Source organism: Myxococcus sp. AM009, from assembly GCF_013372605.1.
Taxonomy (GTDB): Bacteria; Myxococcota; Myxococcia; order Myxococcales; family Myxococcaceae; genus Myxococcus; species Myxococcus vastator.
The window spans coordinates 15,764-38,396 of record NZ_JABXEP010000052.1; the positions used below are offsets into that span (position 1 = coordinate 15,764).

General features: G+C 70.1%; 20 protein-coding genes. 13 read left to right on the forward strand and 7 right to left on the reverse strand.

What is annotated here, in order from left to right:
- The 5 genes from hemE to HV824_RS15215 all read left to right on the forward strand — a co-directional run bounded on the left by hemE (position 1) and on the right by HV824_RS15215 (position 6,613).
- Entirely contained in the window at positions 1-1,047 is a 1,047-nt protein-coding gene (gene hemE / locus HV824_RS15195; RefSeq protein WP_176420174.1) for a uroporphyrinogen decarboxylase, read from the forward strand.
- 134 nt (positions 1,048-1,181) lie between these two features.
- A complete protein-coding gene (gene fadI, locus HV824_RS15200; RefSeq protein ID WP_176420176.1) occupies positions 1,182-2,483 on the forward strand; it encodes an acetyl-CoA C-acyltransferase FadI in 1,302 nt (433 codons plus the stop codon).
- Positions 2,483-4,723: a fatty acid oxidation complex subunit alpha FadJ gene (gene fadJ, locus HV824_RS15205; RefSeq protein WP_176423592.1), complete on the forward strand. Its 2,241-nt coding sequence runs from the start codon at positions 2,483-2,485 to the stop codon at positions 4,721-4,723. Before fadI ends, fadJ begins: the two co-directional genes overlap by 1 nt.
- Positions 4,724-4,814: 91 nt before the next feature.
- Positions 4,815-5,948 (forward strand): mannosyltransferase family protein, encoded by a 1,134-nt coding sequence (locus HV824_RS15210; RefSeq protein ID WP_176420180.1) that lies wholly within the window; start codon positions 4,815-4,817, stop codon positions 5,946-5,948.
- Complete coding sequence (locus tag HV824_RS15215; RefSeq protein ID WP_176420182.1) at positions 5,945-6,613, forward strand: bifunctional 2-polyprenyl-6-hydroxyphenol methylase/3-demethylubiquinol 3-O-methyltransferase UbiG; 669 nt, start codon at positions 5,945-5,947, stop codon at positions 6,611-6,613. The genes HV824_RS15210 and HV824_RS15215 overlap by 4 nt, the downstream gene beginning before the upstream one ends.
- A 251-nt stretch (positions 6,614-6,864) precedes the next feature.
- Here HV824_RS15215 and HV824_RS15220 read toward each other — a convergent pair whose 3' ends face one another.
- On the reverse strand, positions 6,865-7,722 hold the full coding sequence (locus tag HV824_RS15220; protein WP_176420184.1) for a ChbG/HpnK family deacetylase: 858 nt from the start codon (positions 7,720-7,722) through the stop codon (positions 6,865-6,867).
- A 9-nt stretch (positions 7,723-7,731) separates the two neighbouring features.
- Positions 7,732-8,523, reverse strand: coding sequence for a glycosyltransferase family 2 protein (locus HV824_RS15225; RefSeq protein WP_176420186.1), 792 nt, complete (start codon positions 8,521-8,523; stop codon positions 7,732-7,734).
- A gap of 131 nt (positions 8,524-8,654) precedes the next feature.
- On the opposite strand from HV824_RS15225, the gene HV824_RS15230 reads away from it, so the two are divergent.
- The 5 genes from HV824_RS15230 to HV824_RS15250 all read left to right on the forward strand — a co-directional run bounded on the left by HV824_RS15230 (position 8,655) and on the right by HV824_RS15250 (position 14,510).
- Positions 8,655-9,590, forward strand: coding sequence for a GGDEF domain-containing protein (locus HV824_RS15230; RefSeq protein WP_368738064.1), 936 nt, complete (start codon positions 8,655-8,657; stop codon positions 9,588-9,590).
- A gap of 169 nt (positions 9,591-9,759) precedes the next feature.
- On the forward strand, positions 9,760-11,343 hold the full coding sequence (locus HV824_RS15235; RefSeq protein WP_176420189.1) for a response regulator: 1,584 nt from the start codon (positions 9,760-9,762) through the stop codon (positions 11,341-11,343).
- Positions 11,340-12,797: a sigma-54 dependent transcriptional regulator gene (locus tag HV824_RS15240; protein ID WP_176423594.1), complete on the forward strand. Its 1,458-nt coding sequence runs from the start codon at positions 11,340-11,342 to the stop codon at positions 12,795-12,797. The genes HV824_RS15235 and HV824_RS15240 overlap by 4 nt, the downstream gene beginning before the upstream one ends.
- A 75-nt stretch (positions 12,798-12,872) precedes the next feature.
- Complete coding sequence (locus HV824_RS15245) at positions 12,873-13,718, forward strand: NAD(+)/NADH kinase (protein ID WP_176420191.1); 846 nt, start codon at positions 12,873-12,875, stop codon at positions 13,716-13,718.
- A 15-nt stretch (positions 13,719-13,733) separates the two neighbouring features.
- Entirely contained in the window at positions 13,734-14,510 is a 777-nt protein-coding gene (locus HV824_RS15250; RefSeq protein ID WP_176420192.1) for a YdcF family protein, read from the forward strand.
- Positions 14,511-14,524: 14 nt separating this feature from the next.
- Here the strand turns inward: HV824_RS15250 and HV824_RS15255 are convergent, their stop codons facing one another.
- On the reverse strand, positions 14,525-16,135 hold the full coding sequence (locus HV824_RS15255; RefSeq protein ID WP_176420193.1) for a bifunctional UDP-sugar hydrolase/5'-nucleotidase: 1,611 nt from the start codon (positions 16,133-16,135) through the stop codon (positions 14,525-14,527).
- 243 nt (positions 16,136-16,378) lie between these two features.
- Here HV824_RS15255 and HV824_RS15260 point away from each other — a divergent pair, with 243 nt between their 5' ends.
- Positions 16,379-18,289, forward strand: a complete 1,911-nt coding sequence (locus tag HV824_RS15260; RefSeq protein WP_176420194.1) for an alpha-amylase family glycosyl hydrolase — start codon at positions 16,379-16,381, stop codon at positions 18,287-18,289.
- A 54-nt stretch (positions 18,290-18,343) separates the two neighbouring features.
- On the opposite strand, the gene HV824_RS15265 is transcribed toward HV824_RS15260, so the two are convergent.
- Genes HV824_RS15265 through HV824_RS15280 form a run of 4 tightly spaced genes read right to left on the reverse strand, consistent with a single transcriptional unit; the run spans position 18,344 to position 21,400 of the window.
- Positions 18,344-19,090 (reverse strand): MBL fold metallo-hydrolase, encoded by a 747-nt coding sequence (locus HV824_RS15265; RefSeq protein WP_176420195.1) that lies wholly within the window; start codon positions 19,088-19,090, stop codon positions 18,344-18,346.
- Entirely contained in the window at positions 19,087-19,584 is a 498-nt protein-coding gene (gene coaD / locus HV824_RS15270) for a pantetheine-phosphate adenylyltransferase (protein ID WP_140794461.1), read from the reverse strand. Before coaD ends, HV824_RS15265 begins: the two co-directional genes overlap by 4 nt.
- Positions 19,584-20,795 (reverse strand): MFS transporter, encoded by a 1,212-nt coding sequence (locus tag HV824_RS15275; RefSeq protein ID WP_176423595.1) that lies wholly within the window; start codon positions 20,793-20,795, stop codon positions 19,584-19,586. The genes coaD and HV824_RS15275 overlap by 1 nt, the downstream gene beginning before the upstream one ends.
- On the reverse strand, positions 20,792-21,400 hold the full coding sequence (locus HV824_RS15280) for a TetR family transcriptional regulator (RefSeq protein WP_176423596.1): 609 nt from the start codon (positions 21,398-21,400) through the stop codon (positions 20,792-20,794). Before HV824_RS15280 ends, HV824_RS15275 begins: the two co-directional genes overlap by 4 nt.
- A 228-nt stretch (positions 21,401-21,628) precedes the next feature.
- Between HV824_RS15280 and HV824_RS15285 the strand changes: the two genes are divergently transcribed.
- Positions 21,629-21,922, forward strand: coding sequence for a hypothetical protein (locus HV824_RS15285; RefSeq protein WP_176423590.1), 294 nt, complete (start codon positions 21,629-21,631; stop codon positions 21,920-21,922).
- Between the two features lie 9 nt (positions 21,923-21,931).
- Positions 21,932-22,633, forward strand: a complete 702-nt coding sequence (locus tag HV824_RS15290) for a hypothetical protein (protein WP_255208055.1) — start codon at positions 21,932-21,934, stop codon at positions 22,631-22,633.

Consider the following 22,633-nt stretch of genomic DNA (forward strand, 5'->3'; position numbering starts at 1 on the left):
GTGAACGACCGACTCCTCCGCGCGGCGCGCCGCCAGCCCACTGACACGACGCCGGTATGGCTGATGCGCCAGGCCGGCCGCTACCTGCCCGAGTACCGGGCCATCCGCGGCAACATCGCCTTCCTGGATTTGTGCAAGCACCCGGACCTGGCGGCGGAGGTCACCGTCCAGCCGGTGACACGCCTGGGCGTGGACGCGGCCATCATCTTCTCCGACATCCTCATCCCCGTGGAGGCCATGGGCATCACCCTGGAGTTGGGGGACAAGGGGCCGCACTTCCCCAACCCCGTGCGCTCCGCGGCGGACATCGACAAGCTGGGCGTGCCGGACCCCGTGGAGGGCACCGGCTTCGTGGCCGAGGCCATCCGCCGCACGCGCAAGGCGCTCCATGACGCCGTGCCCGTCATCGGCTTCGCGGGCGCGCCCTTCACGCTGGCCGCGTACATGGTGGAGGGCGGCGGCTCCAAGAGCTACATCCTCATCAAGCGGCTGATGTTCGAGCAGCCCGAGCTGGCGCACCGCCTCTTCGGCAAGCTCACCGACACGCTCATCCCCTACCTGAAGATGCAGGTGGAGGCGGGCGCGAGCATCGTCCAGATTTTCGACTCGTGGGGCGGCGAGCTGTCGCCGTGGGACTACGAGCGCTTCTGCATGCCGTACCTCAAGCGCATGGTGTCCGAGCTGAAGGCCACCGGCGTGCCCGTCATCGTCTTCGGCGTGGGCATGTCCACGCACCTGTCGCTGCTCAAGAGCACCGGTGCGGACGTGGTGGGCCTGGACTGGACGCTGCCCATGGACGAGGGCCGGAAGGTGCTGGGGCCGGACGTGGCGGTGCAGGGCAACCTGGACCCGCTGCACCTGTTCCTCCCCCGCGAGGAGCTGGACGGCCGCGTGAAGGACATCCTCCGCCGCGCGGGCCCCGAGGGGCACATCTTCAACCTGGGCCACGGCATCCTCCCGCCCACGGACCCCGAGTCCGCGAAGTTCCTGGTGGAGGCCGTCCACCGCCACGGCGTGGCGCTGCGCCAGGGCACGCTGGGGCCGTAGGGTCGCTTTCACCCCCCGCGGGCAGCCCCGTAGGGAGTGTCAACCGATTGATTTTTGAATCAACGGACGATTGACGCGGCGCATTGCCGCTCGTTAGATGCCCACCTCCCGACGTCGCTGGAGGTGAGGCACACATGGCAAGCGAGAAGCGCAACGGCCCCCGAAGGGTGGCCATCGTCCGCGGCCTGCGGACCCCGTTCGTCAAGGCGGGCTCCGTCTTCTCGGGGCTGACGGCGCTGGATTTGGGCCGCCTGGTGGTCCAGGAGCTGGTGCAGAAGACGGACCTGGACCCGAACGTCATCGACCAGGTGGTGTTCGGTCAGGTCATCCCCACGTTGACGGCGCCGTCCATTGCCCGCGAGGTCGTCATCGCGGCGGGGCTGCCGAAGACGATTGACGCCTTCACGGTGTCGCGCGCGTGCGCCACGTCCATCCAGGCGATGACGACGGCGGCCAACGCGATTGCCATGGGCGAGGCGGACGTCATCATCGCCGGCGGCACCGAGTCCATGTCGGACGCGCCGATTTTCACCAGCCGGCCGCTGGCCCACGCGCTGGTGGCGGCGTCCAAGGGGCGCTCGCTGCCGGACAAGCTCAAGCCCTTCCAGCGCCTCAAGGCCAAGGACTTGCTGCCGGTGCCCCCGGCCATCGCCGAGTACTCCACCGGCATGACGATGGGGGAGAGCGCGGAGAAGATGGCCAAGGAGAACGGCATCTCCCGCGAGGAGCAGGACCGCATCGCCTTCAACTCGCACCGCAACGCGGCCAAGGCGTGGAAGGACGGCCTGTTCGACAACGAGGTCATGCACGTCGTCGTGCCGCCGAAGTTCGACAAGACGGCGGAGCGCGACAACATCGTCCGTGAGGACGCCAGCCTGGAGGCGCTGGGCCAGCTCCGGCCAGCGTTCGACCGCAAGTACGGCACGATTACGGCGGGCAACGCGTCGCCGCTGACGGACGGCGCCGCGGCGCTGCTGCTGATGAGCGAGGAGAAGGCGCGCGCGCTGGGCTACGAGCCGCTGGGCTTCCTGCGCAGCCACGCCTACGCCGCCACGGACCCGGGGGACCAGCTGCTCCAGGGTCCGGCCTACGCGGTGCCCACGGCGCTCAAGCGCGCGGGCATGAAGCTTTCGGACATCGACCTGGTGGAGATGCACGAGGCCTTCGCCGCGCAGGTGGCCAGCAACCTCCAGGCGCTGGCGTCCCCGGCCTTCGCGAAGAAGGCGGGCTGGAGCGCGCCGGTGGGCGAAGTCGACCGCGAGCGGCTGAATGTGACGGGCGGCTCCATCGCCATTGGCCATCCCTTCGGGGCCACGGGGGCGCGCATCGTCACCCAGGCCCTCAATGAGCTGAAGCGTCGGAACAAGAACACGGTGATGTGCACCGTCTGCGCGGCGGGCGGCCTGGGCGCCGTCGTCATCCTGGAGCGTGCGTGATGGCCACCAAGGCGGAAGAGCTCGAGGTGAAGCAGGGCTTCTCGTACCAGGTGGAGGACGGCGTCGCCGTCATCACCTTCGATTTGCCGGACTCCCCGGTGAATACGCTGTCGCCGGAGACGGGCGAGGCCTTCCTGCGCGTCATGACGCGCGCGGAGCGAGAGCCCGAGGTGAAGGCCGTCGTCTTCACGTCCGGCAAGAAGGACTCGTTCGTCGCCGGGGCGAAGATCGACTTCCTGCAGACCATCAAGACGGCGGAGGAGGCCACCGCCATCAGCCGCAACGGACAGGAGGGCTTCGACAAGCTGGACGCCTTCCCCAAGCCCGTCGTCGCGGCCATCCACGGCGCCTGTCTGGGCGGCGGCCTGGAGTGGGCGCTGGCGTGTGACTACCGCATCGCCACCGACAGCCCGAAGACGTCGCTGGGCCTGCCGGAGGTGCAGCTGGGCCTGATTCCGGGCGCGGGCGGCACCCAGCGGCTGCCGGCGCTGATTGGCGTGCAGGCGGCGCTGGACCTCATCCTCACCGGCAAGAGCCTCAAGCCGGCGAAGGCGAAGAAGCTGGGCGTGGTGGATGAAGTGGTGCCGGCGCCCATCCTCCGCGCCATCGCCGTGCGGCGCGCGAAGGAGCTGGCCGAAGGTAAGCTGAAGGTGGACCGCCGTCACGGCCAGGGCTTCAAGGGCGTGGCCGCGAGTGGCAAGGCGAAGGGGCTGGCGGGCTTCATCCAGGGCCTGGCCAACAAGGAGCTGTGGGCGGAGGTGGCGCTGGAGGACAACCCGCTGGGCCGCAAGGTCCTCTTCGACCAGGCGCGCAAGCAGCTCCTGAAGAAGACGCGCGGCAAGTTCCCCGCGCCGGAGAAGGCGCTTCAAGTCGTGCGCGTGGGCCTGGAGTCCGGGCACAAGGCGGGCCAGGAGGCGGAGGCGAAGGCCTTTGGCGAGCTGGTGGTGTCGGACGTCTCCAAGCGGCTGGTTGAAATCTTCTTCGCCACCACGGCGCTGAAGAAGGAGAACGGCACCGCCAACCCCGACGCGAAGCCGCGCGAGGTGAAGAAGGTGGCGGTGCTGGGCGGCGGGCTGATGGGCGGCGGCATCGCCTATGTCACCAGCGCGCTCCAGGGCGTGCCCGTGCGCGTGAAGGACAAGGACGACGCGGGCGTGGGCCGGGCCATGAAGCAGGTGCAGTCCATCCTGGATGAGCGCGTGAAGCGGCGCTCGCTCACCCGCCGCGATGCCACTGCGAAGTCGGCCCTGGTGACGGCGGGCACGGACTACGCCGGCTTCAAGTCGGCGGACCTGGTCATCGAGGCGGTGTTCGAGGACCTCAAGCTCAAGCACCGCATCATCGCGGAGGTGGAGGCCGTCACCGGCGACCAGACCATCTTCGCGTCCAACACCTCCAGCATCCCGATTACGGAGCTGGCCAAGGGCAGCCGCCGGCCGGCGCAAGTCATCGGCATGCATTACTTCAGCCCGGTCCACAAGATGCCGCTGCTGGAGGTCATCACCCACGCGGGCACCGCGGACTGGGTGACGGCCACCTGCGTGGAGGTGGGGCGCAAGCAGGGCAAGACGGTCATCGTCGTCAACGACGGGCCGGGCTTCTACACCTCGCGCATCCTCGCGCCGTACATGAATGAGGCGGCGTACCTGCTGGCGGAAGGCGCGGACATCGCGGAGCTGGACCGGGCGCTGGTCGAGTTCGGCTTCCCCGTGGGCCCGATTACCCTCCTGGACGAGGTGGGCATCGACGTGGCGCAGAAGGTGGGCCCCATCATGGAGGCCGCCTTCGGCAAGCGCATGGCGGCGCCCAAGGCCCTGGAGAAGGTCGTGGCCGACGGCCGCCTGGGCCGCAAGACGCAGAAGGGCTTCTACCTGTACGAGGACGGGAAGAAGCAGGAGGTGGACAGCTCCATCTACGCCCTGTTGCCGCACGGCACGGAGCGCCGCTCCTTCGACCGCGCGGAGATGGCGGAGCGCGTGGTGCTGCAGATGGTCAACGAGGCCATCCGCTGCCTGGGCGAGGGCATCCTCCGCAGCGCGCGTGACGGCGACGTGGGCGCCATCTTCGGCCTGGGCTTCCCGCCGTTCCTCGGTGGCCCCTTCCACTACGTGGACAGCCGCGGCCCCGCCGAGGTGCTGCGCAAGCTGGAGCACTACCACGACAAGCTCGGGGAGCGTTTCGCCCCCGCGCCGCATCTGGTGGAGTTGGTGAAGGCGGGCAAGACGTTCTACCCGCGCTGAGTCATTCCAGTGACCGCACCCGGGAGCTCCACATATCAGGGGCTCCCGGGCTTGACCGGAGGCCGTCACTGGCCCGAGCCTCCCGGGCCGAATGGCACGCTCCGCGTCCCGCACCATCGCCCTCGTCGTCCTGTCGGCAGTCGTGGCCTGTGGCGCAGCCGCCACCGCCGGGGCCTGGCGCTTCTTCCACAAGGACCCCGACAACCCCGTCGTCCGGCTCGACGAGTACTTCACCATGGGCTGGGTGGCCTGGGATTCCAGCTGGTACATGCGGATTGCCCAGGAGGGCTACCAGTTCGTCCCGGGGCAGCAGAGCTCGGTGGCGTTCTTCCCGCTGTACCCGCTGCTCATCCGCGCGGTGGAGTCGCTGGGGCCCAACGTGTACCAGTCCGGCGTGTTCATCACGCTGCTGTGCGGCCCGCTGGCGCTGGTGCTCTTCACCGTCTGGGCGCGCAAGCTGACGGACGAGGCCACGGCGCTGAAGGCCGGGCTGCTGATGGCCTGCTACCCCTTCACGCTCTTCTTCTACGGCGCCATGTATTCGGACGCGCTGTTCGTCCTGCTGGTGGTGGCGGCCTTCCTGCTGCTGGAGCGTGGGCACCTGGGGCCCGCCATCCTCGTCGCGGCGGTGGCCACCGCGGCCCGGCCCGTGGCGCCCGCGGTGGTGCTGGGCCTGCTGGTGCGCCGCCTGGAGTGGAAGCACGCGCGAGGTGAGAAGTGGAGCGCGGTGGACTTCTTGCCGGTGCTGTCGGGCCTGGGCTTCGGCGCGTACATGCTCTTCCTGTGGCACCAGTTCGGTGACCCTGTGGCCTTCGTGAAGGTGCAGGGGGCGCCCGGCTGGGAGCAGATTCCCGGCTGGCACACGTGGCTGAAGGTGAGCTGGTTCGAGCGCGTCGTGCTGGCGCCGCAGGACAAGCGCGAGGCCCTCCGGCTGGCCGCGCATGCCTTCTTCACGGTGCTGGCGCTGGCGCTGGTGTGGCCCACGCGCAAGCTGCTGGGGTGGGGCTACGCCGTCTACGTGCTGGCCATCGTCGGGCTGCCCGCGTGGTCCACCAAGGACTTCATGGGCATGGGGCGCTACCTGCTGTCCGCCTTCCCCGTCTTCCTCACCGCGGCGATGCTGCTGCGCGAGCGGCCCTTGCTGCTGCGCGGGGCGCTGGCGGTGGGCGCCGCGTCGCTGCTCGTCCTCTCGTGGGCCTTCGGCGCGGACTACTACGTCTCATGAGCGCACTCCTCGAACAGGCCCTCCTTCGCTACGACGGGCTGCCCGTCGCCGAGCGCTTCCACGTCCACGCGCGGGCCTTCTCCGCGCCGCTGCTGGCCATGGCCGCGCGCACGCCGGGCGGCACCGTGGCGGACATCGGCTGTGGGCATGGGCTGCTGTCCGCGCTGCTGGCCCTGGAGGACTCGGGCCGCATCGTGCATGGCGTGGACCCGGACTCGCGCAAGGTGGCCTGGGCTCGGCGGGCGCTCGCGGGCCAGCCCAACGTGCGCATCGAGGAAGGCACCGTGGAGGAGACGCTGGCTCGGGGCGCTCCCGGCCGCTTCGACGCGGCGGTGGTGTGCGATGTGCTGTACCTGCTGCCGGAGTCTCGGTGGCCCGGGTTCCTCTCCACCGTGCGGGGCCTGCTGAAGCCCGGCGGGCGGCTGCTGCTCAAGGAGGTGGAGGGAGACGGCTCCTGGAAGCACCGCAAGGCGCTGGCGCAGGAGTGGGTGATGGTGTCGCTGCTGGGCCGAACGAAGGCCAGCGGCGGCATGGCGCTGAAGCCTCGCGCGGAGATGACGCGCTGCCTGGAGGACGCGGGCTTCGAGGTGCGTGAGGTGGTGGACCTGGGCCAGGGCTACACCACGCCGCACGTCCTCTACGTGGCGGAGGGCAGGGCGCCGTAGCTGTGAGGCTGGGCGCCGCCGCGCCTTGTTCCTCGGGGCGAGGAGGAGCGCACCTCAGGAGCTCGCTGTTCGGAAATGTCGGGAGATTTCGCGGCGCAAACCCCCGACATTTCCGAACAGCGAGCCAAGGGACCGGCTCCCCCCGGAGCGGATGGTTCACCTGCTGCGGCGACTCCGGCGCTCCGCTCACCTGCGCTGCGCGATGAGGCGGAGTGCACCGTTTCATCGCCGTGGCGCTGAACGCCGCGCTGTCACTCTTCGGCCGAGGCGGAGAACAGCGTCCCATAGCTGTGAAGCTCGATGCCGCGCTCACGTAGCCGCGACGCGACGCGCGTGCTGGTCAATGCAGCCAGCTCCGCTTCCCAGCCGTAGCGCCACGCCGGGTCTTCGGAGACGTGCGGCGTGCCTTCACCCGGGTGACACCCCAGCTCGAAGTCGCCCGCGGGCAGCGCGTCCACCACCGCGAGCAGGGCGGCCTCGTCCAGCATCCCCGCCTCGAAGACGCCGCCCGCGCTCACCCGGCGCACGCCCTGGGGCGCCCGAGGCGCGGCGTGTGCGAGCACGGCCAGCACCGTGGCCTTCAGCGCGGGGCCCGGCGCCTTCAACCAGCGAGGGCGGGGGAGCGCGTCCGGCCAGCGCAGGGGCAGCCCTTCGCGCGCGGCCAGCTCCTCCACCAGGGGCCGCACTCCGGGCAGCAGGTGCAGGTGCTGGTGCCCGTCCAGGTGGTCCACCGCCACGCCCAGCGCGCGGGCCCGCTGAAGCTGCGCGGAGAGCTCGCGCGCCAGCTCGTCCCGGCGCACCTGTCCGGTGAGCCACGCGCGAGCGAAGTCGGCCCAGCCGCCCCGCATCCGGCCGTCCGGCGCCACCGTGGGCACCTCATGCGCGGGCGCCGCGGGAGGCAGCCGCGTGGAGAGCGCCAGATGCAGTCCCACCGCGAGCCGCGCCTCCTTCGCGCGGGCGGCGGCCTCGGGCGCGGTGGGGCCCGTGGCCAGCAGCGTGGCGCTGGTGACGATGCCGTCGCGGTGCGCGCGGAGGATGCCCGCGTCCAGTGAGGCGTGGAGCCCCAGGTCGTCCGCGTTCACCACCAGGCGCGTGAGGGGGCGCGTCATGCGAAGGGCTCAGCCTCGCGCCGCGCGGCCCGGCGCCGCCGCGTGGAGCTGCTGAACGGAGGGTGGCAGGCGCACCGGATGTACCGGCGGCTGCGGCGCGCGCATCTTCGGGTAGAGCCGCATCAGCTCGCGCACCATCTTCGCGATGACGGAGGGCGAGGCCAGCGTGGACACGCCGCGCGTGCGCGGGAAGTAGTCCACGCCCATCTGGAACACGCGGAAGCCCTGGCGGATGGCCTTCACCACGAGCTCCGCGTCGATGAAGGAGCCCTGGCTGTGCAGCTCCATGGCCTCCAGCACGCGGCGGTGCATCACCTTGAAGCTGAAGTTGACGTCCTTGATTTGGATGTCGAACAGCGACCGGATGAGCAGGTTGTAGACGAACGAGTAGACGATGCGCTTGGGGCCCTCGCTCGTGCGGTCGAACCGGAAGGCGCAAATCATGTCCGCCTCCAGGTACGACATCAGGTGCAGCGCCCGCTCCAGCTCGCGCATGTCCCAGGGCAGGTCCACATCGGAGTACACGACGATGTCCTTCGTCGACGCCGCCAGCCCCGTGCGCATGGCGCCACCCAGCTTCAGATTCACGGGGTGGTGGATGACACGAAGCTGGGGAACCTTCAGGGCCAGCGCCTCACAGACGTCACGGGTGCGGTCCGTGGACGCGTCGTTGACGACGATGATTTCGAAGTCGTCCGTCAGCGCCGGGAGGACCTCCAGCGCCCGGCTGACGGCACGCTCGACGTAGTCCTCTTCGTTCCAGGCCGGGAAGAACAGGCTGATGCTCGGGTATTGGGCCACGGGGGACCTCGGCGGACGGACCTGCGGAGTTGGCGGCTCGCTAGCAGAGAATCCTGTTTTTATCCAATGGCAGGGGTCGCACTCCGCCGCAGGCCTGTGCTACCGTGAAATCATCATTTTGCGGGGACACTGTGAACTCCAGGCCCTTCACCCTGCTGGTAGTGGACGACTCGCAGTCGACGTTGCCTCGGTTGGCCCGCGCGCTGGGCCCGGAGGAGTTCGCCCTCCGAATCACCGCCCACGGCCCGGAGGTGCCGAGGTTGGCGCGGGAGGTCTCGCTGGTGGTGCTCTGCCCGGGCGCGGACGCCCAGGCCAGCCTGGACCTGCTCGAACGCCTGATACCCGGGGAAGGCCTGGTGGGTCCCCCCGTGGTGCTCCTGACCCCACCCGAGCCCAGGAACCTCTGGCTGGAGGCCCTTCGTCGTGGTGCTGAAGTCATGTTTGACCCATGGGCGCCGGATGAACTGGTGGCCCGGGTGCATCGCGCCCTGTCCGCGCAGACCCGGATGGAGGCGCTCGCCGCCCAGGTGAGCGAGCTGCAGCGGCTGTCGTCGACGGACGGCCTCACGGGCGTCCACAACCACCGGCATTTCCAGGAGCGGCTGAGGGAGGAGTTCCGCCGCGCCCAGCGTTACGACGACGCCCTGGCGCTCATCCTGCTGGACTTGGATTACTTCAAGGAAATCAACGACAAGTACGGCCACTCCGCGGGCGACGGCGTGCTGCGCGAGGTGGCCGCCGCGCTCACCCGGGGCGTGCGCGAGACGGACCTGGTGGCCCGCTATGGCGGAGAGGAGTTCGCGGTGCTGCTGCCCCGCACCCACCTCACCGGGGCGCTCACCGTCGCCGAGCGTGTCCGCCGCGAGCTCCGCGCCCTGCGGCTGGAGGTGGAGGACGGCCTGCAAGTCACCGCCTCATTTGGGGTTTCCAGCTTCCCTCACCGCACCGTCCTCACCCCGGAGCAGCTGCTCCTGACGGCCGACGAGGCCCTCTACCAGGCCAAACGGGATGGCAGGGATCGCATCTGCCTCCATCCCCAGCTCCCGGTCGGTCCGCTCGGAACCTAGCCCGGGTCAAAGACCCGGGGTCCATATTGACCCATTTGGTGGGGATGGGTCCAATGAGACCCGTTGTTGTTTCGCGCCAGGGAAATGTCAAGGCCCGTGATTCCAGACTGTTGGGCAGGGAGTTCCTGCTGGCAGGGCCATTGCACTTGTCCAGGGGCGGAAACAATTCATGGGTTCTCAAGCCGCACATGTCCACGGCCAGCCGGCCGAATCGCCACGAGGGCGGCTGCTCCTGGTCGACGACGAGGAGAACATCCTCAAGTCCATCCGCCGGGTGCTGCGCCGCGGTGACTGGGACATCGAGACGGCGACGGACGCCGAGCAGGGCCTGCGGGCGGTGGAGGCGTTCCACCCCGAGGTCGTCATCTCCGATTTCCGCATGCCGGGGATGAATGGCGTCGATTTCCTGACCCGGGTGAAGCAGCAGGAGCCGCGGGCCCAGCGCATCATGCTGACGGGCCAGGCGGACCAGCAGGCCATCGAAGAGGCCATCAACCGGTCGGAGATCTTCCGCTTCATCTCCAAGCCCTGGAACGACAGCCACCTGGTGCTGACGGTGAAGAGCGCCTTCGAGCAGTACGCGCTCCAGGCGGAGAACGAGCGGCTCTACACGGTGACGCAGGCGCAGAACGCGGAGCTGAAGCTGCTCAACGCGGACCTGGAGGAGCGCGTCGCCCAGCGCACGCGCATGCTCAGCCAGGCCAAGCGCGAGTGGGAGCTGTCCTTCGACTGCATGGAGACGCCGCTGTGCGTGGTGCGCGCGCGGGACTTCGCGGTGCGGCGGGCGAACCTCGCGTACGCGGACGTGGCGGGGCGCTCCATCGAGGAGATTCCCTCCGACACGACGTGCTACCGCTACCTCTTCGGCCGCAACGAGCCCTGCACGGGCTGCCCGCTGCCGGCGGCGGTGGAGAGCGGCAAGGGCGCGCGCGGTGAGGTCCGCCAGGGTGGGCGCACCTTCGTGGTGGCCGCCTACCCCATGACGGGGGACGAGCGCGTCGTCTGCACCTACCGGGACGTCACCGAGGAGCAGTCGATGACGCGGCGGCTCATCGAGACGGAGAAGATGGCCGCGGTGGGCCAGCTCGCCGGCGGGGTGGCGCACGAAATCAACAACCCGCTGGGCGGCATCCTCGCCTTCGCGCAGCTGATGTCGCGTGACGCGGGCCGCAGCAAGGCGGACCTGGAGTCGCTGGGCCTCATCGAGGAGAGCGCGCTGCGCTGCAAGCGCATCGTGGAGAGCCTGCTCAAGTTCAGCCGCCACAGCCGCGTGGAGGACCGGCGGCCCTTCGACCTCTCCAAGTGCGTGGAGGACGCGGCGGTGCTGTTCCGCGCGCAGCTCAAGTCCATGCCCACGGTGGAGCTGTCGCTGGGGCTCGCGGACGGCCTGCCCCAGGTGTACGGCGATCCCGGCCAGCTCGCGCAGGTGGTGCTCAACCTGCTGCAGAACGGCCTCCAGTCGCTGCCCACGCGTGAGGGCAAGCTGAAGCTGGTGACGGGTCGCGAAGGCGACCGCTGCTTCTTCGCGGTGACGGACACCGGCACGGGCATCGAGCAGAAGCACCTGCCTCGCATCTTCGAGCCGTCGTTCACCACCAAGGCCCCGGGTGAAGGCACCGGCCTGGGGCTCTCCATTGCCTACCGCATCGTCCAGGACCACGCGGGCAGCTTCCACGTGGACACCCAGGTCGGCGAAGGCTCCTGCTTCACCGTTTTTCTGCCCATCCCCCTGCAGTTGGAGAGGTTGCCGTGAACCAAGTCAAGCGCGCCAAAGTCCTCGTCGTGGATGACGACTCCGTCGTCCTCAAGGCCGTGACGCAGATTCTCCAGCGCGAGGGCCACCCGGTGGTGGCCATTGACGACGCGGTGGAGGGCCTGACGGCGGCCAAGGACCCCACCATCGACGTGGTCGTCCTCGACATCAAGATGCCCAACCTGTCCGGCATGGACCTCTTGCGCGGCATCAAGGCCGACCGCCCGGACGTGGAGGTCATCATGATGACGGCCTTCGCCACCGTGGAGACGGCGGTGGAGGCGGTGAAGGCGGGCGCGTACGACTACCTCACCAAGCCCTTCGAGAACATCGACGAGGTCAGCCTCACGGTGGCCAAGGCGGCCGAGCGCAAGGCGCTCAAGGACCGCACCCGCGCGCTGGAGGAGGCCCTCACGGTCCGCAGCCAGTTCGAGGACCTCATCGGCCAGTCCACGCAGATGCGCTCCGTCTTCAAGCTGGTGGAGACGGTGAGCCACTCCACGGCCACGGTGCTCATCCAGGGTGAGAGCGGCACCGGCAAGGAGCTGGTGGCCCGCGCCATCCACTACCGCAGCGCGCGCAAGGACAAGCCCTTCGTGGCCGTCAACTGTTCGGCGCTGACGGAGACGCTGCTGGAGAGCGAGCTCTTCGGCCACGTGAAGGGCAGCTTCACTGGCGCCACCGGCAACAAGAAGGGCCTCTTCGAGGCGGCCGACGGCGGCACCATCTTCCTGGATGAAATTGGCGACGTGCCCCCGGCCACCCAGGTCCGCCTGCTGCGCGTGCTCCAGGAGGGTGAAGTCAAACGCGTGGGCGCCAACGAGCCGGTGAAGGTGGACGTGCGCGTCATCGCCGCCACCCACGTGGACCTGTCCCGCGCCAAGGAGCAGGGCAAGTTCCGCGAGGACCTCTTCTACCGCCTCAATGTCATCACCATCGACCTGCCGCCCCTGCGGGACAGGCCCGAGGACGTGCCCCTGCTGGCGCACCACTTCCTGAAGGTCTACGCCTCCAAGGCGGACAAGAAGGTGACGGGCATCTCCCCGCGCGCCATGGAGGCCCTCACCTGCAACCGGTGGACGGGCAACGTGCGCGAGCTGGAGAACGTCATCGAGCGCGCGGTGGTGCTGACGGGCAACGAGGTCATCGACGTGGAGGACCTGCCGCCGGGCTTCCAGTCCGCGCCCCAGCCGGACTCCACGGTGGAGGTGTTCAGCCTGGCACACCTGCCCTACGCCCAGGCCAAGCGGCTGGCGATGCGCGCCTTCGAGCGCCGGTACCTGTCCGCGCTGCTGGAGAAGAACAACCAGAACGTCTCCAGCGCCGCGCGCGCGGCGGGCGTGGACCGCTCCAACTTCCGCCGTCTGCTCAAGCAGTACGAGGTGGCCGGCCGGTCCATGAAGCCCCGCGTGGCCTCCCAGGACGACGGCGAGGCGCTGGAAGCCGCGTCCTGACGTGTGTCAGCCGGCGGGCACCCGGGCGTTTCCAATGCCCGCCCGGGGCCCTCCTGGACTAGAAGACGGGGTTGCGTGCAGACCCTGGCAATCGTCGCGAAGAGGGACAAGCCCGAGGCGGCAGCGCTCGCGGCTCAAATCCGTGAGCGGTACCCCCACCTGACGGTGCTGGCGGACCGCTCGCTGGCCCATGAGCTGGGCTGGCCGCGGGTGGATGACCGGGAGCTGGTGGCCCGGGCGGACCTGATGGTGGTGCTGGGCGGTGACGGCACGCTCATCTACGCGGCGCGCCTGCTGGGCGGCCGCGGGGTCCCCATTCTGGGCGTCAACCTGGGCAGCCTGGGCTTCATGACGGAAGTCCCGGTGGAAGAGCTGTACCCCATGCTGGACCAGGTGCTCGCGGGGCGCTCCCAGGTGGACTCCCGGATGAAGCTCACCTGCCGGCTGCTGCGCGGCGGCAGGGTGCTCATCGAGGACGAGGTCCTCAATGACGTGGTCATCAACAAGGGCGCGCTGGCGCGCATCGCGGACCACGAGACGGCCATCGACGGGGTGCCGATTACGACCTACAAGTCGGACGGCGTCATCCTGGCCACGCCCACCGGCTCCACGGCGTACTCGCTGTCGGCGGGCGGGCCCATCGTCCATCCGTCCGTGGACTGCACCGTGCTGTCGCCCATCTGTTCGCATGCGCTCACGCAGCGCTCCATCGTCGTGCCGGCGGACCGGACCATCCGGGTGACGCTGCGCAGTGAGACGGCGGACACGTACCTGACCATTGACGGGCAGACGGGCCACGGGCTCCAGGGCGGGGACTGCATCGAGGTGGTGCGCTCGCCCAACCGGGTGAACCTGGTGCGCAACCCGAAGGTGGCCTACTTCTCCATCCTCCGGCAGAAGCTCCACTGGGGCGAGCGCTGAGGGGCGCCGGGCGCCGTGTTCCTGTTCCTGTCGAAGGTGTTGGACCTGCTGCTGGCGCCGCTCTCCTGGGCGCTGCTGCTGTGGCTGGCGGCCTGGGGGCTGCGGCGGCGCCGTGAGCGGCTGTCGCGGGTGCTGAGCGTGCTGGGCGGGGGCGTGCTGTACGCCTTCTCCATTGAACCGGTGGCCATGGGGCTGATGCGGGCGACGGAGGCGGGGGCGGCGCGGACCTTCCAGCCGGGCACCCCGTATGACGCCGTCATCGTCCTGGGGGGCGGGTTGGATCCATCCGCCACGGAGCGCACCGGCGTGCCGGAGTACAACGCGGCGGTGGAGCGGGTGCTGCGGGGCTTCGAGCTGCTGCGCGAGGGCCGGGCGCGGCAGGTGCTCCTCTCCGGCGGTTCGCTGGACCCGAGGCCCGAGGCGGTGGTGGAGGCGGACGTGCTGCGCCGGCAGCTCCAGCAGTGGGGCATTCCGGAGGGGCGCATCGTCACGGAGGGGCGCAGCCGCAATACGCGGGAGAACGCGGTGGAGTCGGCGCGCATCATCCAGGAGCGCGGGTGGAAGTCCCTGCTGCTGGTGACGAGCGCCGCGCACATGCCGCGCGCCGCGGGGTGCTTCGCGGCGGTGGGGCTGCGGCCGGACCTGTTGCCGGTGGACTCCCGGGCGTCGAAGACGCCGCTGCGGCGAATGAGCTGGTTGCCGAGGGCAGGGGCGCTCAACCTGAGCACCGACGCCCTGCGCGAGCTGGCGGGGCGCGCGGTGTATCGCGTGCGAGGCTGGACGGCGCCTTGAGCGCCGCGCCCGTCCTACTTCAGCGGCGCGCGCGGCTGACGCGCGTCAGGCGCCAGCGCGCCGGTGCCAAGCCGGGAGATGCGGCCATCCGCCTGGGCATGCGGTGACGGCGTGCCGGTGCGGAACGCCTCCGCCAGCACGTCCAGCGGCGAGTTGCCCGTCACCCTGGCCGGTGTGGACGGCTGGTTCTTCAGCATGTCGTAGCCGTCCTTGCCGCTGGCGAGGAAGCTCAGCGTGGCCAGCCGGTACGTGGCCGCGGTGTCCAGCGGCTTGCCGCCCACCTTCACGCCCAGCACCCGCTGTCCGGCGGGCCGGTCCGAATCAAAGGTGAACGCCAGCCCGGACACCTGCGGAAAGCGGCCCGGGCGTGAGTCCTCGCGGCTGAGGCTGACGCCGTTCTCCAGCGCCGCGCGCAGCGTGTCGCCCTTCACCTCCAGCACCACCAGCTCATCGGCGTAGGGGAAGATGGCGTGCAAATCCCGCCGCGTCACCCCGCCCGCGGGCAGCACCGCGTCCGCGCGCAGCGCCCCGGCGTTGACCAGCGCCACGTCCGCCCCGGCCGCCGCGCGGAAGGCATCCGCGACGAACGAGCCCAGGTTCGTCTCCTGCGTGCGCACCAGCGCGGACCGCGCCTCCAGCGCCACCGGGGTGCGGCCCACGCGCTCGGACAGCCGGTTGAACAGCGCGGCGTAGGGCTGCATCGCCGCGTTGAAGGCCGCGTCCTCCGGCACCTGGCGCGTCACCGGCAGCGTCTGCCACGTCACCTGGCGCACCGTGGCCGTCGCCGCGTCCACGTCCAGCGTGAGCCTGCCCAGGTCCACCGCGTCCGCCGCTACCTTGAAGATGGGCGTGCCCGTGCTTCGGTCCTCCAGCGCCTCGTGGTCATGCCCCCCCAGCACCGCGTCCACCCTGACGCAGCGGGCGAGCGCCCGGTCCTGGTCCGCCGTCAGGTGGGTGAGGGCCACCACCACCTGGGCGCCGGCCTCGCGCAGCTTCGCCACCGCGCCTTGGGCCGCCTCGCAGACGTCCCCGAAGAGCGTGTCCTTGCCGGCCTTGGTGGTGCCCTTCGTCTCCTGGAGCACCACGCCGAAGAGGCCCAGCTGGATGCCACCCAGCTCGCGCACCGCGGAGGCCCGCACGCCCGCGAAGAGCCCCCCCGACTTCGCGTCCCGCACGTTGGCCCCAAGCCACGTGAAGCGGGACTCGCGGATGCGCTCGCGCAGCACGTCGTCGCCGAAGTCGAACTCGTGGTTGCCCAGCACCGCGTAGTCCAGGCCGAACGCATTCCACGCGTCCACCATGTGCCGCCCCTTGAGCGCCTTGCCGTCCACCTCCACCAGCGACTCCACGGACGGAGACAGCGTGTCGCCCCCCATCACCGTCAGGACGTGGGGCGTCTCGCGAAGCACCTGCTTGCGCAGCGTGGCGGCGCGGGCCATCCCTCCCCGTCCTCCCTCGACGGCCTGCACCTGATAGACGTCCGCCAGGTGCAGGAGCGTCAGGCGCACCGTGCCGGAGGGCTGCGTGGGTGTAGGGGAAGGGGCGCTCGTGGCGCATCCGCTGGCAAGGACGGCGGCCAACGCGAGCAGGGCCTCACGTCGGGCCAGCGCGGTCTTCTTCGTCATCGTGCGTCGCTCTCCCCAGCGCGCTCCCTGGGTGGGGCGCAACGTGCGGGGCCTATCGCACTCAGGCGTGGATGGCGAGCACCGGGGACTTCACGCGCCGTGTCACACAGCGACCCGGGTGTCCCGACTGATACATCCAACGCGACTCGGTATGGTGGAAAGTTACAGATTCCGGGTAGAGCCGTTTGCGCTGGATTCACGCCGGTTGCTAGGACGCTCCCTGACCAAGGGAGGTTGTCATCCATGATGCACTGCAACAGGTGGGGCGCGCTCCTGCTGGCCGGTCTGATGGCCGGCTGCGGGGAGTCCGCGTTCGAAGCGCAGCAGGGTTCGACGGAAGAGACGGCCGTCATCAGCCAGCAGCTCAGCTCGTCCACGCGGCCCGGCATGGGCGCCACCGTCTATGCGGGGGGCACCACGTTCCGGACCTGGGCACCGCTGGCGAGCCGGGTGTTCGTCTCCGGTGATTTCAATGGCTGGGGCACCTGGATTGAGCTGGGCAACGAGTTCAACGGCAACTTCTCCGGCGACGTGGCGGGCGCGGTGAAGGGCCAGAAGTACAAGTTCATCACCCGCAACCAGTGGGGCAGCGACGCGTGGCGGGCGGACCCTCGCTCGGCGTGGCAGGAGAACTCCACCGGCTCCAGCATCATCTACGACCACGGCGAGTACTGGTGGAACGCGCAGCAGTTCAGCACGCCGGCCTTCAACGAGATGATCATCTACGAGCTGCACGTCGGCACGTTCAATGATTCGCCCGGCTGGGGCCCCGGCAACTGGAACAGCGCGATCGCCAGGCTCGACCACGTCCGGGATTTGGGCGCGAACATGGTCAAGGTCATGCCCGCGTACGAGTTCGCCGGTGACTTCTCCTGGGGCTACAACGCGGCCTTCCCGTTCGCGCCGGAGAGCGCCTACGGCCACCCCAACGACATGAAGCGCTTCGTGGACGAGGCGCACATGCGCGGCATCGGCGTCATCTTCGACGTGGTGCACAACCACTATGGCCCCAGCGACCTGCCCATGTGGTGCTACAGCGGCGACTGCCTCGGCTCGGGCGGCGAGTACTTCTACAACGACTCCCGCAAGAGCACGCCGTGGGGGGACACGCGTCCGGACTACGGCCGCCCCGAGGTGCGCGCGTACATCCGCGACTCGATGATGAACCTGCTCCACAACTTCCGTGGTGACGGTCTGCGCTGGGACGCCACCAAGTACATGCGCACGCAGAATGGCAGCGACGCCACCGCCATCCCCGACGCGTGGCGCGTGTTCCGCTCCATCAACCGGGAAATCAACTCCACGCAGCCCTGGAAGATCAGCATCGCCGAGGACTTCGGCGGCGGTGACTCCATCACCAACGGCTCCTCGTCCGACACCGCGGGCGGCGCGGACTTCGACTCGCAGTGGGGCGGCGACTTCGTGCACGCCATCCGCGCGGCGGTCATCGCGCCGAACGACAGCGGCCGTGACATGAACGCGGTGCGCACCGCCATCACCCAGCGCTACAGCGGGCGGCACACCGCGCGCGTCATCTACTCGGAGAGCCACGACGAGGTGGCCAACGGCAAGGCGCGCGTCCCGGAGGAGATCTGGCCGGGCAACGCGGGAAGCTGGGCCGCCAAGAAGCGCTCCACGCTGGCGGCGGGCGTCGTCTTCACCTCGCCCGGCATCCCGATGATCTTCCAGGGCCAGGAGTTCCTCGAGGACGGCTACTTCCAGGACACGGACCCGGTGGACTGGGGGAAGAACAGCACCTACGGCGGCATCCGGACGCTGTACCGCGACCTCATCCGCCTGCGCCGCAACTGGTTCAACAACACGCGCGGCCTGCGCGGCGGCAACGTCAACGTCCACCACGTCAACAACAGCGGCAAGGTGATTGCGTACCACCGCTGGGAGAGCGGCGGGCCCGGGGATGACGTCGTCATCGTCGCCAACTTCAGCGGCACGTACTTCCCCAGCTACAACATCGGCTTCCCGCGCGGGGGCATGTGGTACACGCGCTTCAACAGCGACTGGAACGGGTACTCGGGCGACTTCGGCAACACGGCGTCGATTGACACCGTGGCCTACAGCGGCGCGAAGGACGGCCTGTCGCACAACGCGTCGTTCGCCATCGGCCCCTACTCGCTGGTCATCTTCTCGCAGTAGCGCCTGACGGCGCCGGGCGCCCGGGGTGGAGTCTCCCGGGCGTCTGTTCGCGCCTCAGACGTTGTAGCGCCGGCCCTGCGCGAGTGGTTCGATGACGCTCGCGCTGGTGTCGAAGTCATCCGGGTAGTGGATGAGCCGCATCCGGGCGCGCAGCTCGGCGGGCAGCGCCGCCAGCTTCTCGTAGGGCGTGTGCACGCCGTAGTTCGTCTCGTGGATGATGAGGTCCGCCTTGGAGAGCCAGTCGATGAGGCCCTCATCGTAGGCGGTGTCCGCGCTGTACCCCAGGCAGCGCCCCCCCGCGTGGATGCGCAGCGCGGTGGTGGGGACGTGGTGGTACGTCATCCGGCTCTCGATGAGGAAGGGCCCGTGCCGCACGGCGGTCTCCGTGGAGAGCGGCGTGTGGTCGAAGTAGTCCTCGAAGTGCTTGTCGTTCGGCGCCTCCCCGCGTCGCTCGATGAGGCACTCCATGCCCGCGGCCAGGTTGCCCTCCCACAGCCGGTCCGCGACGGCGGGGTGGGCCAGCACCTCCAGCTTCCGCTGCAGCACGAAGAAGGAGAAGTAGCCCAGGCTCTCCAGGCCCGACGCGTGGTCCGCGTGCAGGTGGGTGAGGGCCACGGCGCTGACGCGGTCCGCGTCCAGGGGCACGCCGGAGGACTCGGACGCCTCGCGCATCATCTTCCGGATGGGGTGCGGGCAGTCCACCAGCAGGACCTGGTCCTCCGCCTCCACGGCGAAGCAGGACGAATAGCGCAGGGCGGAGAAGGCGTCGCCGATGCCAAGGGTGAGGAAGGACAGGCTCAAGGCAGGCTCCGGAGGGAAGGGTCGAGTCGCTCCCGAAGCTTCGCCGCGACGGCCGGTGGACAGAAGGCGGAAACGTCCTCGCCGCGCGCCACGCGCGCTTTGAGTCCGCTGCTGCTCACCTCGGCCAGGTGGGCTTCGGCGGGAAGGAAGAGGGTGGACAGCTCGGGCGCCAGCGCGCGGTTGTTCTGCGCCAGCGTCGTCTCGAACTGGGCGTCCGTGGCGCCGCGCACGCCGCGCAGCAGGACGCTGGCGCCGATGTCCCGCGCGAAGTCGACGATGAGCCCCTGCGTGCGGGCCACGGTGACGTTGGGATGGTGCGCCACGGCTTCGCGCAGGAGGGCCACGCGCTCGTCGGCGGACAGCAGGCTCTCCTTGTCCGGGTTGACGGCCACCACCACGACGACGTGGCCAAAGAGGCGGGCCGCCTGCCGGACAACGGACATGTGGCCGGCGGTGACGGGGTCGAAGCTGCCGGCGTAGACGGCGATGGTCATCACGACACCTCGGGAGCGGCCTCGGAGGCCAGGCTCCGGGGCGGGTGGAAGGTGAGGGCGGCGTACAGCGTGCCCGCCGCGCACAGGAACGCGGCCAGCATGAAGTGGCCGGCGTAGCCAAGGGCCTGGGCGCTGAAGCCACTCAGCGCGGCGGCGGCGCCCGTGGCCAGCACCACCAGGGAGGCCTGCACGGTGTAGTCCGTGGCGGCGTGCTCCGGCCGGCAGGCGTCCATCATCGCGGTGAAGACGGCCGCGGTGGCCATGCCGCTGGCCACGTGCTCGACGCCGCAGACGAGGGTGAGCAGGGGCAGGGACGTGGCGCCATGGGCCACCAGGGCGTACAGCAGCACCGCGCCGGCCTGGAGGACTCCGAAGACGAGCAGCGCCCGCCGCCGCCCGAGCCGCACCACCAGGCCGCCTCCCAGCAGCGCGCCCACCAGGCCCGCGGTGAAGCCCACGCCGCCGAGCATCCAGCCGATGGCCGTCAGCGACAGGCCCGCGTCGACCAGGAAGGTGCGCAGCATCCCGGTGGCCAGGGCTTCCCCCGCCTTGTAGACGACGAGCAGCGTGAGCCACGCGCCGGCCCCTGGCCGCTTCAGCCACCACCACAGGCCCAGGCTCTGCGCGGGCGGAGGCGCGGTGGGGGGCTCGCGGAAGAGGGCGATGGGCACGGTGGCCAGGAGCAGCAGCGCGCCCAGCGCGAGGAACGTGGGGCGCCAGCCCACCGCGTCGAAGACGGCGAGCATCACGCCTCCGCCCAGAATCATCCCGACGCGATAGGCCGCCACCTGGACGCCGTTGCCCCAGCCGCGCTCGGACGGCGCGAGCAACTCCACCGCCAGCCCGTCGGTGGCCACGTCCTGCGTGGCGGCCAGGAGGTTGATGCCCAGCACCGCGGCCATCAGCAGCCGCGTGTCCATGCCGCCTTCAGGGAGCGCGAGCGCCAGCAGGAGCCCCGACGACAGGCACTGCAGCGGCAGGATGTAGCCGCGGCGCCGGCCCCACCTCGCCGAGCCGTGCCGGTCCATGGGCGGGGCCCAGAGGAACTTGAGCGCCCAGGGCAGCGCCAGCAGGTGCGCCAGGCCGATGGAGGGCAACGACAGGCCCTGGTGGCGCAGCAGCACGGGCAGGGCCTGGGTGAAGAAGCCGAAGGGGAGCCCCTGCGACAGGTAGAGGCTGGAGAGGAGCCCCAGCTTCGTGGCCGTCCTCATGCGTCCTCCTTCGCGCCGGCCGAGTCCAGCAGCCCCGCGGCCATGCGCTTCACCGTGCTGGCGGCGGAGCCCGCGGGGACCAACCCCGGGACACTGGCGGCGAGCACGAAGTAGCCCTGCACGGCGGCGAACAGCCCGGCCGCCAGCGCGGGCGCCTTGCGCCGCCCCACCACGGCGGCGACGAGCGACGTCAGGTGCTCCAGGTCGGCGCGCACCACCTGCTCGTAGACGGCTTGGACTTCGGGCTGACGGATGGCCTCCGCGCTGATGGTGACCCAGCTCGCGACGGCCGCTGGTGCCGCGTCGTCGCCCGTGGCGAGGAAGGCCTCCACGAAGGCCTCCACGCGAGCTCGGGCGTCCGGGCCCTTCACCCGCTCCAGCCGCGCCGCCACCCGCTGCCGCGCCCGCGCCGCGAGCTGCTCCACCAGCGTGAGGAGAATCTCCTGCTTGCCGCTGAAGTGGTAGTGCACCAGCCCTGGGCTCAACCCCGCCGCCTTCGCGATTTCACCCACGGAGGCGCGCTCGTAGCCGCGCTCCGACATGACCTTCAGCAGGCCCGCGACAATCTGCTGACGGCGCTCCTCGGTGTTGGATGGACGGGGCATGGTGACCTGTTTATTGGTTGGTTGACCAACTTATAGGCAGGGTAGAGCTGGGCGTCAACCCCACCTGCCCCTGGGGGCCGCTGCTAGCGTGGGGCGCATGACACGAACCGCCCGCCGCTGCCGCGGGGTGATGCTGACGGGAGTCATGGTGGGCCTCTGTCTGGGCATGCCGGGGCCCTGCCGCCGCCGTGCGGCCCCAATGACCCGCCTGTTTCCTGCGACGCGAAGATGGTCGCCCTGAAGGTGCAGGATGGCCGGGGGACTACCGCCCTCCGCGCCGAGTCCGGAAACGAGGTCCATGTGCGCTGGCCTGACTGGAAGGGCATGTTGCGCGTGGTGACGACTCGCAATGATTCTGGGAGCTACGAGGTCTCCGTGGGGCTGCTGGGAGAGACCGCCTCCCTGAAGCGCGCGGTCCTCAAGAAGAAAGGAGCGGCGCTCACGCTCGTTCCCGGCAAGGACGTGCCCGCGGGCTACTTCGGCGCGGCGGGGCACCCCGTGAAGTTCATTCTCGATGAATGAGGTGTGGCCATGAAACTGCTTCGCCTCGCGCTCCTGGGGCTCGTCGTGGCCTTGGCATTCTCCGCCGGGGTCTGGTTCAGCAGTGATTCCGTCACGTCGCAGGTGCCGGCCGTGCCGGCCGGGGAAGCCGCCGTCCAGGCCTCCGCCGCTGTCGCACCCGCCGCGCGCCCCGCACCTCGTCCGTTGGAGGCTCCGAAGCGGGACGCGTCCGTGACCGCGTCGGCGGTGGCACGTGAAGCCACCGTGCTTCGCAGGCTCCCGGAGCCGGTCACGCCTCCCTCGGTCGAGCCCAGGTCCGAGCAGGACACGGCGCCCGAAGAACGGCCCCTCGCCTTCGCGCCCGAGCTGCCCGAACTGCCCGAGCCCTTCACGCCCAAGGGCTTCGAGCGCGTGGCCTTCCGTGCCGCCAACGAGTGCGGCATGGGGCTCGACGTGGTGGTGGTGGACTGCTCCGAATTCCCCTGCATCGCCTGGACGCAAGCGAAGGACGACACCGTGCAGAAGTTCTCCATGTCGGGGTGCGCCCCCTGGGAGGAGGCCTTCCAGCACCGGACGACGGTCGTCGCGAGCGGGCAGTTCAAGGACGGCGACGCCGGTGCCCGGTACCTGGCGTGGATGCCGCTGCCCGTGGAACCCGAACTCCGGCGCATCGCCATGTGGCGCGCCCGGGAGCGCACCGATGGCATGAAGGAAGCCCTGGGGTTGCGGTAG

What these genes read in the sequence shown, in the direction of transcription:
- fadJ (WP_176423592.1), top strand. Translation starts at nt 2,483, where the DNA reads ATGGCCACCAAGGCGGAAGAGCTCGAGGTGAAGCAGGGCTTCTCGTAC.
- HV824_RS15235 (WP_176420189.1), top strand. Translation starts at nt 9,760, where the DNA reads ATGGGTTCTCAAGCCGCACATGTCCACGGCCAGCCGGCCGAATCGCCA.
- HV824_RS15215 (WP_176420182.1), top strand. Translation starts at nt 5,945, where the DNA reads ATGAGCGCACTCCTCGAACAGGCCCTCCTTCGCTACGACGGGCTGCCC.
- HV824_RS15210 (WP_176420180.1), top strand. Translation starts at nt 4,815, where the DNA reads ATGGCACGCTCCGCGTCCCGCACCATCGCCCTCGTCGTCCTGTCGGCA.
- fadI (WP_176420176.1), top strand. Translation starts at nt 1,182, where the DNA reads ATGGCAAGCGAGAAGCGCAACGGCCCCCGAAGGGTGGCCATCGTCCGC.
- HV824_RS15275 (WP_176423595.1), bottom strand. Translation starts at nt 20,795, where the DNA reads ATGAGGACGGCCACGAAGCTGGGGCTCCTCTCCAGCCTCTACCTGTCG.
- HV824_RS15255 (WP_176420193.1), bottom strand. Translation starts at nt 16,135, where the DNA reads ATGACGAAGAAGACCGCGCTGGCCCGACGTGAGGCCCTGCTCGCGTTG.
- HV824_RS15280 (WP_176423596.1), bottom strand. Translation starts at nt 21,400, where the DNA reads ATGCCCCGTCCATCCAACACCGAGGAGCGCCGTCAGCAGATTGTCGCG.
- coaD (WP_140794461.1), bottom strand. Translation starts at nt 19,584, where the DNA reads ATGACCATCGCCGTCTACGCCGGCAGCTTCGACCCCGTCACCGCCGGC.
- HV824_RS15220 (WP_176420184.1), bottom strand. Translation starts at nt 7,722, where the DNA reads ATGACGCGCCCCCTCACGCGCCTGGTGGTGAACGCGGACGACCTGGGG.
- HV824_RS15285 (WP_176423590.1), top strand. Translation starts at nt 21,629, where the DNA reads ATGGTCGCCCTGAAGGTGCAGGATGGCCGGGGGACTACCGCCCTCCGC.
- HV824_RS15260 (WP_176420194.1), top strand. Translation starts at nt 16,379, where the DNA reads ATGATGCACTGCAACAGGTGGGGCGCGCTCCTGCTGGCCGGTCTGATG.
- HV824_RS15290 (WP_255208055.1), top strand. Translation starts at nt 21,932, where the DNA reads ATGAAACTGCTTCGCCTCGCGCTCCTGGGGCTCGTCGTGGCCTTGGCA.